We start from the raw sequence: 14,948 nt of genomic DNA on the forward strand, positions 1-14,948 counted from the left end.
CGGTCATCGACTTATTGCACTGCAACATGCACACTGGACACCCGATCACCGACGCGAGGCGCCCGCGATGCATCCGGAATCCAGCCGTGATACCGACCCGCCCGGCCGTGCGCCGGCCTGTGCCCTGGTGCTGCAGGGCGGTGGTGCCCTCGGCGCCTACCAGGCCGGCGTGTTCGAGGGACTGAGCGAGGCCGGCATCGCGCCCGACTGGGTGGCCGGCATCTCGATCGGGGCCATCAACGCGGCCCTGATCGCCGGCAATCCGCCGGCCCGCCGGGTGGAGCGCCTGCGCGAGTTCTGGGAGACGGTCTGCCGCCCGGCCGTGCCCCTGCCCGCGCTCGATGCCTGGCAGGACCTGATGCTGCAGGCCGCGCCCTCGCTGCGACGCTGGTTCAACGCGGGAGCGGCCACGCGCGCGGTGGCCGAGGGACAGAGCGCCTTCTTCACCCCACGCGGCCCCTGGCCCTGGCTGGGCCTGGAGCAGGCCCCTGAGGAAGCCAGTTTCTACGACACCACCGCACTGCGCCGCACGCTGGAGCGTCTGGTCGACTTCGACCTCGTCAACGACGGCCCGGTGCGGCTGTCGGTGGGCGCGGTCAACGTGCGCAGCGGCAATCTGCGCTGGTTCGACAACGGGCCGCGGGCCGCCCGCGGACCGCGCCGCCTGCCACCGCCCGGCGCCACCGTCGACGGGCACCGCCGGACCGCGGACGAGGCCATCGGCCACACCCGCATCGGGGCCGCGCACATCATGGCCTCGGGCGCGCTGCCGCCGGCCTTCGCGGCGGTGGAGATCGACGGCGAGCACTACTGGGACGGCGGCATCGTCTCCAACACCCCGCTGGACCATGTGCTGCAGGAAACCCTGCGCCACGATCTGGTGGCCTTCCAGGTCGATCTGTGGAGCGCGCGCGGGCCGCTGCCCCGCCATGTCTACGACGCGCAGGAGCGGCTCAAGGACATCCAGTATTCGAGCCGCACCCGCGCGGCCACCGACGGCCGGGCCGGCGACCGCCAGCTGCGCCACCTGCTGCACGCGCTGCTGCAGCAGCTGCCGGCCAGCCTGCAGGACAGCCCGCTGGCCCAGGCCGCCCGGGCCGAGGCCTGCGCCCAGCGGGTGTCGGTCATCCACCTGATCTACCAGGACAAGGCCTGGGAGGGCTACAGCAAGGACTACGAGTTCAGCCCGCGCACCATGCGCGACCACTGGCAGGCCGGCCTGGACGACATCCGCGACACGCTGCGCCACCAGGACTGGCACACGCTGGGCCGCGACGCACCGGCCTTCGCCACCCACGACCGCCTGCGCACCCGCGGCTGACCACGCGGCCGAGGCCGAGGCCGAGGCCAAGGCCGCGACCGGGCCGGCACCGCGCACCATCGGCGGACTCCGACACGCCGGAGCGCCGGAGGCCGACAGCCGCGCCGCCGGCCCGCGGCGAGCATCGGGCATGCACGCCCCGTCCAGCGATCCGGCCCGCGATCCACCCCGCGCCAGCGCCCCGGCGGACGAGGCCCCGCCCGCGGCCGCCGGCACATCCGCCGCACTGCCCCCGCTGCTGCAGCCCGCGCTGCTGCTGATCTCGGCCGCGCTGGTGGTGCTGATGCTGTGGAGCGGGCGCGAGATCCTGGTGCCGCTGGCGCTCGGTGCGCTGCTGGCCTTCGTGCTGGATCCGTTGGTCGACCGTCTGGCCCGGCGTCAGGTGCCGCGCGGGCTGGCGGTGGGCCTGGTGGTGACGGGCACCGTGCTGGCCATCGGCGCGTCCTCGGTCTTCGTCGGCGGCCAGGCGGTGGCGCTGGGCCGCGACATGCCCACCTACCAGGCCACGATGCAGACCAAGCTGCGCACGCTGCGCCAGCAGATGTCGGGCCGCGGCGTGCTCGATGACCTGGGCCGCATGATCGAGGTCGTCAGCGGCGAGCTCGACGCCACGCGGCGGGCGCTGGTGGCCCATGCCGGTGCGGCCCCGGAGCGCCAGGCCCTGCGGGTCGAGATCGCCCCCAGCCGGCCATCGGTGCTGCAGGCGCTGGGCACGCTGATCGAGCCGGTGCTGGCGCCAGCCGCCTCGGCCGGGCTGGTGCTGCTGTTCCTGCTGTTCATCCTGCTGGACCGCAACGACCTGCGCGACCGTGCGCTGCGCCTGTTCGGCGGTGATCTGCACCGCAGCACGGCCGCGCTGAAGGAGGCCTCCGACCGCGTCTCCCGCTACCTGACGATGCAGGTGCTGGTCAACAGCGGCTACGGCCTGGCGCTGGCCAGCGGCCTGGCCCTGATCGGCGTGCCCGGCGCGCTGCTGTGGGGCGCCCTCGGCGGCGTGCTGCGCTTCGTGCCCTACATCGGGCCACTGGTGGCCAGCGTCGGACCGCTGCTGCTGGCCTTCGCCATCGACCCGGGCTGGCAGCTGCTGCTGTCGGCGGCCCTGCTGGTGCTGACGCTCGAAGTGCTGATCAACAACGCCATCGAGCCCTGGCTCTACGGCAGCAGCACCGGGCTGTCGCCGACCGCGCTGCTGGTCTCGGCCGCGTTCTGGACCGGGCTGTGGGGCCCGGTCGGGCTGGTGCTGGCCACGCCGGTGACGGTGCTGATCGTCGTCATCGGCCGCCACATCCCGGGCCTGCAGTGGCTGGACCTGCTGCTGGGCAGCACGCCGGCCTTCGACCCGGCCACCCGGCTGTACCAGCGCCTGCTGGCCGGCGACGTCGAGGAGGCCACGCAGCTGGCCATCGAGCAGGCCCGCCAGCAAGGGCCGCAGGCCTTCTACGGCAGCACCGGCATGCCGGTGCTGCGCCTGGCCGCCGCGGCGGCCCATCAGGCCAGCGGCGCCGAGCAACGCCACCGCCTGCTCCAGGGCGTGGCGCAGATGCTCGACGAACTGGCCGAGGACAGCCCCGCCCCGGGCCCCGGCATGCGGGCCGACGGCCCGCCGCCCCACCCGGCCGAGGCCGACGTGGTGTGCATCGGCGGACGCTGGCAGGCCGATGCACTGGCCGCGCGCATGTGCGCCCATGCGCTGGCGCTGCAGGGGGTGACCGCACGCGCCCTGCCCCCGTCGGCGCTGCTGGCCGCGCGGCTGGAGCAGGCCCCGCTGGCCCGGGTGCGGCTGGTGGTGCTGGGCTATGTCGACCGCGACAGCACCACCCATGCCCGCTACGTGTGCCGGCGGCTGCGGCGCCGCTGGCCCCAGCTGCGCATCATCCTGGCGTGCTGGGATGCCGACGACCGGCCAGGACCGGTTGAAGGCCGGCCCGGCCCGACGCCGGTGGCGGCCTTCAGCCGCCCCTGGCCGGCCGGCATGCCCCCCGCGAACGAGCCCGATGACCCCGACGATCCGGCCGCACCGACGGCCCGCACGCTGGGCGCGGATGTCGTGGTGAGGACGCTGGACGAGGCCGTGCTGCAGGTGCACGCCATGGGCTCCCTGAACCCGCGGGCGGAGCCGGACACGCCGGCCGCCGCGCCGCCCGGCCACGACGCCCCCGCCGATGCCGGCGGCCCCCCCGCCACGGCCACCCTGCTGGACACGGCCCTGCGCCCGCTGCTGGCACTGACGGCCCAACGCAGCGCCGACCTGTTCGATGTCGCCCACAGCGCCGTGCTGCTGTGGGCCGATGACGGCCGCCTGCTGTGCGCGGCCGACCAGGACGACGTCCTGGGCCGCATCGAGCCCGAGCCGCGTGACGGCACCCCGCCGGAGCCCGCCACCCCGCCGGCCGCCGCCGATGCACTGGCCCGCGACGTGGCCGAAACGGTGCGCACGCTGCGCGCGCCGGTGCACATCGACGACGTGGCCCGTGACGCCCGCCACGCGGCCCTGGCCGCCGGCCTGGCACGGGCGCCGCGCAGCTGCACCGCCGTGCCGCTGCGGCCCACCGCCGAAGCGCCCCCGGTCGGGGTGTTGTGGCTGAGCGATCCGCGGCCACGCACCCTGCGCGAGGCAGAACGGGCGCTGCTGCAGTCCCTGGCCGACGAACTGATGGGACAGCTGACGCGCCTGCAGGCGGTGAGCCTCGCGGGGATCGGCCTCCCCCCGGAAGCGGCAGCGACGCCTGCCGCACCTGCCGCACCTGCCGCGCCCACCACGCCTGCCGCACCCGCCACGCCCGCCACGAAGCCCGCCGCCGCACCCACCGCCCCACCGGCCATCCAAGGCCCGTGCGCAGCGGCCACGCCGCCCGTGGCCCCGCCGGCACCGCCCTTCCCGGCCTGCGTCGCCTCGGGCTGAGCCGCCCCGGTCATGCCCGCGCTCGACGCCCCCGCCGCCGCCCGCAACGCCGCCCTGAGCTGGCGCAGCCTGGGCCGCCTGCTGGGCGACACCGTGCAGGCCTGGCTGGACGACCGGGCCGCCAGCATGGGGGCCGCCATCGCCTACTACACGCTGTTCTCGCTGGCGCCGCTGCTGCTGGTCGTGCTGTCGGTGGCCGGCACGATCTGGGGCCCGGATGCGGCGCGCGGCGCCGTGGCCGCGCAACTGTCGGGGGTGCTGGGCGCCGAGGGCGCACGGGCGGTGCAGGCCCTGCTGGACAGCGTGGGCCGGCCGGGCCACGGCCTGCTGGCCTCGGGGCTGGGCCTGCTGGCCGTGTGCATCGGCGCCACCACCGTGCTGGCCGAGCTGCAGGGCGCGCTGGACGTGATCTGGCGCGCGCCGCCATCGCGTGCGGCCGGCTGGTGGCAGTGGCTGCGCGTGCGGCTGTGGTCGCTCGGCCTGCTGCTGGGCCTGGGCTTCCTGCTGATCGTCTCGCTGATGGCCGACGCGGCGCTGGCCGCGCTGCAGGTCGGTTGGGGACCCCGCCTTGCGGGCCTGGGCGACACGCTGGCCTGGGCCGGCGTCGTCAACCACGCCATCGGCTTCGGGCTGATGGTCGCGCTGGTAGCGATGATCTACAAGGGACTGCCACGGCGGCGGGTCGCCTGGTCGGACGTCTGGATCGGCGCGCTGGTCACCGCCACGCTGATGCAGCTGGGCAAGCTGGGCATCGGCCGCTACATCGAGCTGGCCGGCGTGGCCTCCGGCTTCGGTGCGGCGGGCACGCTGGTGGCCGTGCTGGTGTGGGTGTACTGGTCGGCGCAGATCTTCCTGCTGGGCGCGGAGTTCACCTGGGTCTGGGCCTACCGCCATGGCTCGCACCGGCACACCCGGCTGCCGGCACGGCCGGGCGATGTCGGGGTCGGGATCGGCATCGGAGTCGACACGGGCACGGGAGCGGACGCGGACCTGGCGCGCCCGGGCCGGGCCGGGCGATGAGCGGCCTCACTCGGCCAGCGGCAGCCGCACCGTGAACACGCTGCCGCGGCCCTCGGTGCTGCGCACCGTCACCGTGCCGCCGTGCTGCTCGACGATCTCGCGCACGATGGCCAGGCCCAGGCCACTGCCATCGCCGCGGCGCCGGCTGGCCTCGCCGATGTAGCCGCGCTCCAGGCAGCGCGCGACCTCGTCGGGCGACATGCCGCAGCCTTCATCGGCCACCTCGATGCCGACCCAGCCGGCCTCCGGCGCCAGCCCGGCCACGCGGATGGTCGAGCCGGCGGGGCTGAACTTCAGCGCATTGCCCACCAGGTTGGTCAGCACCCGCAGCATCGGCCCGAGATCGACGGCCACCGGCGCGCGCACCCTCACGTCGACGGCCAGCACGATGCCCTGGCTGTGCGCCAGCGGCGTCATCATGCCGCTCAGCTGGGCCAGCAGGCTGCCCACCGGCATCGGCGGGCGCAGGGCCTGGCGGGCCACCGGTGACTGCAGGTCCACCCCCTCGCGCAGCTGGCTCTTGAGGTGCTTGAGCGCGTCGAGCGCGGCCTGCAGGCGGTCGACGCTGGGCTGGCGTGCCGGATCCAGCGCGCGGCGCAGCAGGCTGATCTCGATCTGCAGCGCCATCACCGGCGTGGCCAGATCGTGCACCAGGCTGGCGACCAGGCGGTCGCGCTCGGCCCGGGCCTCGGTGCGGGCCCGCACGGCGGCATCGGCCTGGGCCAGCGCGCCGCGCAGCTGCAACTCGCGCGCCAGCGACTGGGCCAGCGCCTCCAGCGTGGCCACGTCCCGCGGGCTCCAGACCCGCGGCCGGACATCGACCCCGCACAGCGTGCCGACGATGTGGCCGTGCAGGCGCAGCGGCGCGCCCAGGTAGGCCCGCACGCCCAGGCTGTGCACGGTGGGCACATCGCACCAGGGCGGGCCGGCCCGGGTGTCGTCGATGGCCAGCGTGCGCCCGGCCGCCAGCACGTGGTGGCAGAAGGTGCGCGAGCGCAGCTGGCGCTGCGAGGCCAGCGGCTCGGGCACGGGCCCTGACATCGACGGGTAGACATCGCCGTCCGGCCCGACCACCCCGAGGAAGCTGACCGTGGCCCCCAGCAGCTCGCGCGCGGTCGCCACCGCGTGATCGAGCGCGTCGTCCGGCCCGGGCCGCAGCAGGCCGCTGGCCTCGGTGGCAGCCAGCCGTCGTGCATCGGCCACCACGGCGTCGAGCGCCGCGTCCGACCACGGCCAGGGCGACTGCGGACCGCTGGGGCGCAGCGCGTCGGCCGGGGGACCGGCGTGCGCCTCGGGCGCGGACGCGGACGCGGGCGCAGGCCCGGACGCGGGTGCCGGCAGGTTCGGCGATGGTTCAGGACGGAGGGCCATGCGGACGGGTCGGGCTACAGGGTCGGACAAGGACCGCGGACGAGGATACGGCCAAGGAGACGGCCTGGGGGACGGGCCGGTCGATGCCCGCCGTGACGCCGGGGGTGAGCACCGGCACGCGGCGGCGGCAGCAGCAGCAGCAGCAGCGGCGGCATCGGCTCGCCATCCGGCACACGGACAGCGCAGGCCTGCGCACGGGATTCTGCGCCCCGCGGCGTGGCGGACGGCGCGCCGGTCTGCCCAGCGCGTGGCCCGCCCACGCCGTGCGGCCGGCCCGCGGGATGTCCGGCGCTGGCCATCGGGTGGGCCTCGGGTGGCCCGGCAGGAACCGGCGCGACGAAGAAAGGCGATACGGCATGCCACACCCGGCTTCAGCCCGGAACGGGCGGCAGCACCTGGACCGGCCCGGCCACGAAATCGGGGCGCGCCGGGGTCCAGACCCAGCGCTGCCAGCGGGCGGTACGCCCGGCCGAAGGGCCGCCCGTCGGCGCATCGGCCGCGCCCAGGCTGAGCAGCAGCACGCTGTTGGGCACGCCGGCCCGGCGCCGCCAGGACGTGGCGCTGGCACACAGCACCTGGCGGGCCACGCCGGCCGGCACCGGCGGCACACCCGCCGCCGCCGCCGCCGCCGCTCCCGCCCCCGCCCCCGCCGACGCCGACGCCAGGCCCGGGTCCGGCTCCCGGTCCGGCTCCGTCAGCCCGACCACCGCACTGACATGGCTGTGGCCGGAGAGCACCAGATCCGCGCCTGCGGCCGCCCAGGCGGTCCAGGCCGCTTCGGCGCACAGCGCGCGGTCATCGGCCGGCGCCAGAGCGCCCGGCTGCAGCGGATGGTGGGTGGCCACCAGGCGCCAGGCGGCCGGCGTCGCCTGCAGGACACGCGTCACCATGCGCCGCTGGGCACCGCTGACCGCGCCGCGGGCCTGCAGCCACGCACGGCAGGTGTCGACCGCACACAGCTGCAGCGCGGGGCGGCCCGGCAGGCGGATGTGCAGCGCCAGCACGCCGGCCGCGGCCGGCGCCTGCCAGGGACCCGCCACGGAACCCAACGTCATCGATGAGGCGCCGACGGGGCCCCCGGGAGCCGCGTCGATCCAGCGGCCCGACGGCGCCGGACCGGCCGGATGAGGCGTCTCGTGCGGGCGGGCGGCCAGTGCGCGCAACAGCGCCTGCCAGCGGCCACGGCCACCCCTCCAGCGGTGCCAGGGCTGCCACAGCGGCGGCAGATCGTGGTTGCCGGGCAGCAGCACGCGCACCGGCGCCTGCAGCCCCTGCAACAGCAGGGCGACCCGGCCGAACTGCCCGGGCCGCGCCCGCTGGGTGAGATCACCGGTGCACAGCAGAACGTCCGGGCGCAGCTCACGCACCAGGGCCTGCAGCGCCTCGACGGCGCGCGGCTCCTCCGCCCCGATGTGCAGGTCCGAGAACTGCAGCAGGCGCAGCGGCTCGCTCACGCGGAAGGCGCCGCGGTGTCGGGGCGTGGCGGATCGCCAGGCACGACGGGCGCGGCGATCAGGTACAGCGGCCGGGCGGCGAGGCCGAAGCGCAAGGGCAGCGTCATCAGCTGCCGCTCCCCGTCGAAGGCCACGACGATGGGCCGCCGGCTGCTGCCGACCTCGTCGAGCTCGACCGCCTCGCACACGCGGGTCTGCACGGCCGGATCGGCATCCAGCTGCCGCAGCAGCGCGCGGCCCAGCAGGCGCACCGTCTCCCAGCGCGATTGCGCGGCCAGCGTCACCACGCCGAGATGCCCACGGTCCAGCGCCTCGGCCCCGGGCAGGCCGAGCTGGCTGAACTGCAGGCCGCTGGCGCCGACGAAGAAGGTCGACACCGCCACCTCCTGCCGGGTCTGGCGGCCATCGGCCAGATGCAGGCGCAGCCGGTGATGGCGCAGGCGGCCGGGCCGCATCAACGTGGCCACCGCCGCGGCGAGCGCCACCAGACGATGCCGGCCCCAGCGCCGCGTGACCCGCTCGCGCTCGGCCAGCAGACGGGGATAGAGGCCGACGCTGGCATTGACCAGGAACACGCGGCCGTTGACCTCGGCCACCGGCAGGCGGCGCACCGCGCCCTCGCGCAGCGCCTGCAGCAGCGCGGCCATGGCCTGCTCCGGGTCCTGGGACAGGCCCTGGTCACGGGCGAAGAAATTGAACGTGCCGCGGGGCAGCAGGCCGAAGGCCAGGCCCTCGGCCACCGCGCGCTGGGCCACGGCGTTGGCCGTGCCATCGCCGCCGAGGGCCAAGAGCACGCCGCCATCGGCACGCGCGCACCATGCGGCCTGCCGCACCACGCCCTCGACATCGGCCCCCGGCTGCAAGGGATGCAACCGCAGGACATGGCTGCTGCACAGCGGGTGGGCGCGCAGGCGCTCGACCTCCTGCAGCCCCTGCGATCCGGAGCCCGCATTGGCCACCACGTGCAGCGGCGTGTGCGCGTCCAGGCGCGAGACCAGTGCCGGCGCCGGCGCCGGCACGCCCGCGGCAGGGCCGCTGCGCTCACCGGCACCGGCACCGGACAGGACCGGCGCGGGCCGGTCATCGGCCTGCGGTGGACCGGCCGTGCGCAGGACGGCGACGCGTGGAACGCAGCGGGCGGTGGACATGGACGACGGCTCCGGCAAGGCACGCGAAACGAGGAGACAGGGAGACGGGGAGACAGGGAAGCAGGGACAGACCACGGGCGATGGACATGCCTGACGTCGATCTTCCACGGCCTCGGCCTCCGCGGCCATCGTCCGGCGGCTCGGCCTGTTGAAGGAACCGTCCTACAGGCCGGCTTCCTACAACCGGAGGCGTCCATCACCGACATCCGGTGCGTGATGCCGGCGCGAGGATGGGCCGCGCCGTCGCAGGACGGCCCCATCCCGCATCCCCCCGTCACCGCCTGCCGTCACCCCCGAGGAGTACCGCACCATGATCAAGTGGGCCATCGTCTTCGCCATCCTGTCGCTGGTCTTCGGCGGCCTGGGGCTCAGCGGTCTGGCGGCCGGATCGGCCACGGTGGCCAAGGTGCTGCTGGTCCTGGCCGTCATCGGCCTGGTGCTGATGGTGGGCCTGGCCGTGGCCGGCTGGAAGGCCTTGCGCCGCTGATGCACGGCCACGTCGGGCCATTGCAGGCCATGGCCACGACCTGAACCCCCGCCATCCTCCAGCCCTCAGCCCGCCACCTGGATGCGAATCGACCGACCGAGGCCACGCACGGGCGCGGCATGGCTGTGGCTGGCCCTGCCGGTCGTGCTGCCCTGGCTGACGGCCTGCGCGGCACTGCCGGGCACACCCCGCGCCGTGCTGCCGGTGCCCGGCAGCGACGCCCGGCCGGCGCCGGCCGCGCTGGCCGCGGGGCTGCGGGCCCATGACGCCCGCGGGCCGCTGACCCGCCCGCGCCGCCAGGCCCTGATCGAACGCCTGGGCCGCGAAGGCGATGCCTCGCTGCTCAACCGCCATCTGGCGGCGATGGCGGCGCTGGACGCCCGCGACGGCCTGCAGCTGATCGCCGGCAACCAGGCCCGCCTGCTGATCGACGGCCCCGCGGCCTTCGCCGCGATGGAGCAGGCCATCGCATCGGCACGCCACAGCGTGTGGCTGGAGAGCTACATCATCGAGGATGGCGCGCTGGCCCAGCGCCTGGCCGCGCTGCTGCAGCGCAAGCGCGCGCACGGCGTGACGGTGCGGGTGATCTACGACGCCGTGGGCTCCTTCGGCACCGACGAGGCCTATTTCGAGGGCCTGCACGCGGCCGGCGTGGCCACCTGCATGTTCAACCCGCTGAACCCGCTGCGGCGGGGCCGCTACGGCGACATCACCGAGCGGGACCATCGCAAGATCCTCGTCGTCGATGACCGCGTGGCCTTCACCGGGGGCATCAACATCAGCGGCGTCTACGCGTCCGGCTCCTTCGGCCGCACGCGGCGCCTGAGCGTCGAGGAGGCCGGCTGGCGCGACACCCAGATCCGCATCGAAGGGCCGGCCGCCCGCGTGCTGGGCCGCCTGGTGCGCGAGACCTGGCAGCAGCAGCGCTGCCAGGACGAGGCACCGGGCGGCGCCATCACGGCGCCGCTGGCCGCAGCCGGCACCGATGCGCCGGCGCCGGCTCCCGCGGACAACGCCGGCGACGATGTGCTGCGCATCGTGCCGGCCCGTCCGGCCGACGGCGAGAACCCGATCCATGACCTGCTGCTGCTGGCCATCGACACCGCGCGCCGCAGCGTGCACCTGACGATGGCCTACTTCGCGCCGGGCCGCGAGATGGTCGAGGCGCTGAGCGACGCCGCCCGCCGCGGCGTGGACGTGCAACTGATCCTGCCGTCGCACAGCGATTTCCCGCCCGTGCTGGCCGCTGGGCGCCACCACTACGACACGCTGCTGGACGCCGGCGTGCGCATCCACGAGCTGCAGTCGGCCGTGCTGCACGCCAAGACCGCGGTGATCGACGGCGTCGTCTCCACCGTCGGCTCCAGCAACATGGACTGGCGCAGCTTCACCGCCAACCAGGAGGTCAACGCGGTGGTGCTGGGCCAGGACTTCGGCGATGCGATGACCCGCATGTTCGAGGCCGACCGGCAGCGCTCGCAGGAGATCACCGTCGAGGCCTGGCGCCAGCGTCCGCTCGGACAGCGCCTGCGGCAGTGGCTGGCCGTGCAGTTCGAGCGTTGGTGGTGACGGTGCACGGCCCGCGCACACCGCCCCACGGGTGCCTGTCCTACACGTCGGAACAGAGGCGGCCGACCCGCCGGCCCGCGGCACGGGCCTAGAGTCGATCGTGGTGATCCCCTGGAGACAGGGGCCGCCGACCAGCCCCCCGTCATGCATCCATCCTGAGGAGAGTCTTCCATGCGTCCCACCGCCCTGTCGCACGCCGTGTCCCGTCCCCTGATCGCCGCCGTCATGGCCGTGTCGGCGCTGGTGGTGCTGCCCGGCTGCGCGGTCTCTCGCGGCCAGTCCAGCGTCGGCCAGTACGTCGACGACGCGACCATCAGCACCCAGATCAAGTCCCGCTTCGTCGCCGACAAGAAGGTCGATGCGGTGGCGATCAAGGTCGAGACCCTCAACGGCGAGGTCATGCTGACCGGCTTCGCCAAGAACGGCGAGGAGCGCCTGGAGGCTGAACGCATCGCCCGCGGCGTCAATGGCGTCAAGACCGTGCGCAACGACATCGTCGTGCGCAGCTGACGATGGCGGCCGATCACCCGCCCCGCCCTCGCCGTGGGCGTGCGGTGGCCCGGGTGGGCGGCGTCGCGCTGCTGCTGCTGGCGGGCGCCGTGGTCTGGAGCGAACACGCCGGCTGGCCCTGGCTGGCCGCACCGGCCGAACGGGCGCTGTCATCCGCCCTGCAGCGCGAGATCCGCCTGAGCGATCCCGCTCAGGCCACGGGCTTCGACGGCCGGCCCGACGTGGCCCTGCACCTGTGGCGCGGCATCCGCCTGCAGGCCCGGCGCCTGAGCATCGCCAACGCCGGCTGGGCGCCCGCCGACAGCGGCCCGCTGGTCGAGGCGCGGGACCTGGTGGTGCGGGCGCACTGGCGAGACCTGCTCGCCTGGCGGCCGGGCCGGGCGCTGGTGCTGGAGCAGGTCGAGGCCGGTGGCCTGACGCTCGACCTCAGGCGTCGCGTGCGGCCCGCGGTCCGATCCGGAGATGGCTCTGAAGCCGGGGCCGAAGCCAACTGGCAGCTCGGCCCCGAACACGCCGCCGATGCCCCGGCCCGGCCGGCGCCGGTGGCGGGTGTGCAGGTCAGGCGCCTGGCGGTGGGCGACGGCACCCTCACCGTCGACGATGCGCTGCTGGCCCTCGGCCTGCGCGGACACTTCGGCCTGCAGGCGGCCGGCGAGCTGCACGCCGATCTGGCCGGGCGCTACCAGGGCCAGGCGCTGGCGATGACGCTGCGCACCGGCAGCACACGCCCCTGGTGGGACACGGCGCAGCAGGGCCAGCCGGTGAGCCTGCAGCTGGACGCGCGCACCGGCCGGGCCCGGCTGGACTTCGACGGCCGCGTGCTGGGCGGCCCGGCCGTGCTCGGCCTGCAAGGCCGCTACCGTGTCGAGGGCAGCTCGCTGGCGGCCATCGGGCAGCCGCTGGGCGTGGTGCTGCCGACCACCGGCGCCGTGCGTCTGGACGGCGATCTGGACCGCGCCGGCACCCGCTGGCACACCGTGGTGCGCGAGGCACGGATCGGACAGAGCCGGCTCGCGGCCGATCTGCTGTTCGAGCAGGCCGGCGGCACCGCGACACCGCAGCGCCCCCGGCTGAGCGGCACCGTGCAGGCCGAGCGTTTGCTGCTGGCCGACCTGGGCCCGGCCATCGGCCGTGCACCGCCGCGGCCCGAGCAGGACCCGCGGGCGACGGCAGGAGCGGAGCCGGCCGCCGCGCCCACCGGCCGCCGCCTGCTGCCCGGGCGCCGGCTCGACATCCCCGCCCTGCGCCGGATGGATGCCGATGTGCGTCTGGACGTGCGCACGCTGGACACCGGCACACCGCGCCTGCGGCAGATCCAGCCGCTGCGCGGCCGGCTGAGCCTGACGGCCGGTGTGCTGGCCCTGCGCGACATCGACGCCCGGGCCGCCGAGGGACGCCTGCAGGGTGAGCTGGGCCTGGACGGCCGCGGCGACAGCCCGGCCTGGCACGCCCGGCTGACCTTGCAGGGCCTGCAGCTGGCGCAGTGGATCCGCCCGCTGCAGCGCGCCGACGGCCCGCCGTGGGCCAGCGGACGCCTGGACGCCGGCCTGACCCTGAACGGACGCGGCCATTCGGTGGCCACCGTACTGGGTGCGGCGGACGGTCAGGCGACGCTGGCCTGGCGCGACGGGCAGATCGCCCACCTGGCGGTCGAGGCCGCGGGCCTGGATCTGGCACAAGGCCTGGGCGTGGCGCTGTTCCGGCCCGACCGGATGCTGGACGTGCGCTGCGGCATCGCCCGCCTGACGGTGCGCGACGGCGTGTTCACGCCCGCGCCGCTGCTGATCGAGACCCGCGACACCCGGCTGCAGCTGACCGGCCGCGGCAGCCTGAAGGACGAGTCCCTGGCGCTGACCCTCGTCGCACGGCCCCACGATGCCAGCCCGCTGGCGCTGCGCAGCCCGATCCACGTGCGCGGGCCCTTCAGTGCGCCGACGGTGCACATCGAGCGCGGCCCCGTGGCCGCCCGCCTGCTGGCGGCCGCGGCGGCGGCGGTGGCCGTGGCGCCGGTGGCCGCCCTGCTGCCGCTGATCGACCTGCCCGCGGCCGCACCGCCGTTGCCGACCGACTGCGAGCGGGCCTCGCCGACGGGCGGCGCCGGCCGCGGCCTCACTGGATCAGGCCGTTCTTCAGCGCGTAGTAGGTGAGATCGCTGTTGGTCGACAGGTGCATCTTCTCCATCACCCGCGTGCGGTAGGTGGAGACCGTCTTGACGCTGAGGTTCATGCTGTCGGCCATCGCGGTGATCGTCTCGCCCTTGGCCAGGCGCAGGAAGACCTGGAACTCGCGCTCGGACAGCAGCTCGTGCGGCAGCTTCTCCGCGCTGCCCCCGAGGCCGTCGGCCAGCAGCTCGGCCACGGCCGGCGTGATGTACTTGCGACCGCGGTAGATGGTGCGCACGGCACGCACGATCTCCTCCGGATCGCACTCCTTGTTCAGGTAGCCGCTGGCGCCCTGCTTGAGGAGATGGGTCGCGTAGTGCGATTCGGGAAAGCCGCTGAGGATGAGGATGGGCAGATCGGGCTCGCGCGCCCGGATGGCGGCCAGGGCATCCACCCCGCTCTGGTCGGGCATCGACAGGTCCATGATCATCACGTCCAGGTCGCCGGCGCGCACCAGATCCAGCGCCTCACGGCCGTTGGCCGCCTCGCCGGTCACGCGGAAGTCGACCTGCTCCGACAGGTACTGACGCAGACCGGCCCGCACGATGCTGTGGTCGTCGACGATGGCGATGCGGATCATGGCGGGACTCCTGGGATGGGCTGTTGGACGAGGCGTTATCGTGCCAGTGTAGGCAGACCCGCGGCCGCCCGGCGGGCGTGCGGCCGGCCGCGCGCCGCCGATCCGGCCCGGCCAGGCCCCACCGACCACCGGCGCCTCCTCGGTCGGACGGTCCGGAACACCGGCTGGCCCGCCGGGCATGCAGGACCATTCCTACAAACGAAACCGGCCTGCGCCGCCCCGCATGACCGCACGCCCCGGCCCGTCCGGCCCGAAGGGGCCCGCCGCGGCACCTCCCTGTAGGACAGGACCGACGGCGCACGCCGCGCACGGCCGACAAGGCCGTGCGCCGTCCACCGGCCCCGTCGTCCAGTGCCGCGGCCTACAGTGGATTCCATCGCGAGACGACACCCGCCGTGCACCGCGACAGCCCGACGGCCGGGTC

The 14,948-nt window shown here is 75.2% G+C and carries 11 protein-coding genes; 7 read left to right on the top strand and 4 right to left on the bottom strand.

The annotated features are described in order from the left end of the window. Positions 1–67: 67 nt before the first annotated feature. The 3 genes from AACH11_RS12020 to AACH11_RS12030 all read left to right on the top strand — a co-directional run bounded on the left by AACH11_RS12020 (position 68) and on the right by AACH11_RS12030 (position 5,243). Positions 68–1,321: a DUF3734 domain-containing protein gene (locus AACH11_RS12020; RefSeq protein WP_341374470.1), complete on the top strand. Its 1,254-nt coding sequence runs from the start codon at positions 68–70 to the stop codon at positions 1,319–1,321. Between the two features lie 130 nt (positions 1,322–1,451). Further along, positions 1,452–4,223, top strand: a complete 2,772-nt coding sequence (locus tag AACH11_RS12025; RefSeq protein WP_341374471.1) for an AI-2E family transporter — start codon at positions 1,452–1,454, stop codon at positions 4,221–4,223. Positions 4,224–4,235: 12 nt separating this feature from the next. Then, a complete protein-coding gene (locus AACH11_RS12030; RefSeq protein WP_341374472.1) occupies positions 4,236–5,243 on the top strand; it encodes a YihY/virulence factor BrkB family protein in 1,008 nt (335 codons plus the stop codon). Between the two features lie 6 nt (positions 5,244–5,249). Here the strand turns inward: AACH11_RS12030 and AACH11_RS12035 are convergent, their stop codons facing one another. From AACH11_RS12035 to AACH11_RS12045, 3 genes are all read right to left on the bottom strand, one after another. Next, positions 5,250–6,614, bottom strand: a complete 1,365-nt coding sequence (locus tag AACH11_RS12035) for a sensor histidine kinase (protein ID WP_341374473.1) — start codon at positions 6,612–6,614, stop codon at positions 5,250–5,252. Between the two features lie 371 nt (positions 6,615–6,985). Beyond that, the gene (locus AACH11_RS12040) at positions 6,986–8,068 is read right to left on the bottom strand and encodes a metallophosphoesterase family protein (RefSeq protein WP_341374474.1); all 1,083 of its coding nucleotides are present in this window, start codon (positions 8,066–8,068) and stop codon (positions 6,986–6,988) included. Then, complete coding sequence (locus AACH11_RS12045) at positions 8,065–9,216, bottom strand: diacylglycerol/lipid kinase family protein (RefSeq protein WP_341374475.1); 1,152 nt, start codon at positions 9,214–9,216, stop codon at positions 8,065–8,067. The genes AACH11_RS12040 and AACH11_RS12045 overlap by 4 nt, the downstream gene beginning before the upstream one ends. 310 nt (positions 9,217–9,526) lie before the next feature. Here AACH11_RS12045 and AACH11_RS12050 point away from each other — a divergent pair, with 310 nt between their 5' ends. From AACH11_RS12050 to AACH11_RS12065, 4 genes are all read left to right on the top strand, one after another. Next, complete coding sequence (locus AACH11_RS12050) at positions 9,527–9,703, top strand: DUF1328 family protein (protein ID WP_341374476.1); 177 nt, start codon at positions 9,527–9,529, stop codon at positions 9,701–9,703. An 81-nt stretch (positions 9,704–9,784) separates the two neighbouring features. Next, the gene (locus AACH11_RS12055) at positions 9,785–11,272 is read left to right on the top strand and encodes a phospholipase D-like domain-containing protein (protein ID WP_341374477.1); all 1,488 of its coding nucleotides are present in this window, start codon (positions 9,785–9,787) and stop codon (positions 11,270–11,272) included. Between the two features lie 171 nt (positions 11,273–11,443). Continuing rightward, on the top strand, positions 11,444–11,782 hold the full coding sequence (locus AACH11_RS12060) for a BON domain-containing protein (RefSeq protein ID WP_341374478.1): 339 nt from the start codon (positions 11,444–11,446) through the stop codon (positions 11,780–11,782). 2 nt (positions 11,783–11,784) lie between these two features. After that, the gene (locus tag AACH11_RS12065) at positions 11,785–13,929 is read left to right on the top strand and encodes an AsmA family protein (protein WP_341374479.1); all 2,145 of its coding nucleotides are present in this window, start codon (positions 11,785–11,787) and stop codon (positions 13,927–13,929) included. On the opposite strand, the gene AACH11_RS12070 is transcribed toward AACH11_RS12065, so the two are convergent. Then, positions 13,892–14,524 (bottom strand): response regulator, encoded by a 633-nt coding sequence (locus tag AACH11_RS12070; RefSeq protein ID WP_341374480.1) that lies wholly within the window; start codon positions 14,522–14,524, stop codon positions 13,892–13,894. The genes AACH11_RS12065 and AACH11_RS12070 overlap by 38 nt on opposite strands. Between the last annotated feature and the right edge of the window lie 424 nt (positions 14,525–14,948).

It is taken from the genome of Pseudaquabacterium rugosum (assembly GCF_038066575.1).
GTDB lineage: Bacteria > Pseudomonadota > Gammaproteobacteria > Burkholderiales > Burkholderiaceae_C > Pseudaquabacterium > Pseudaquabacterium rugosum.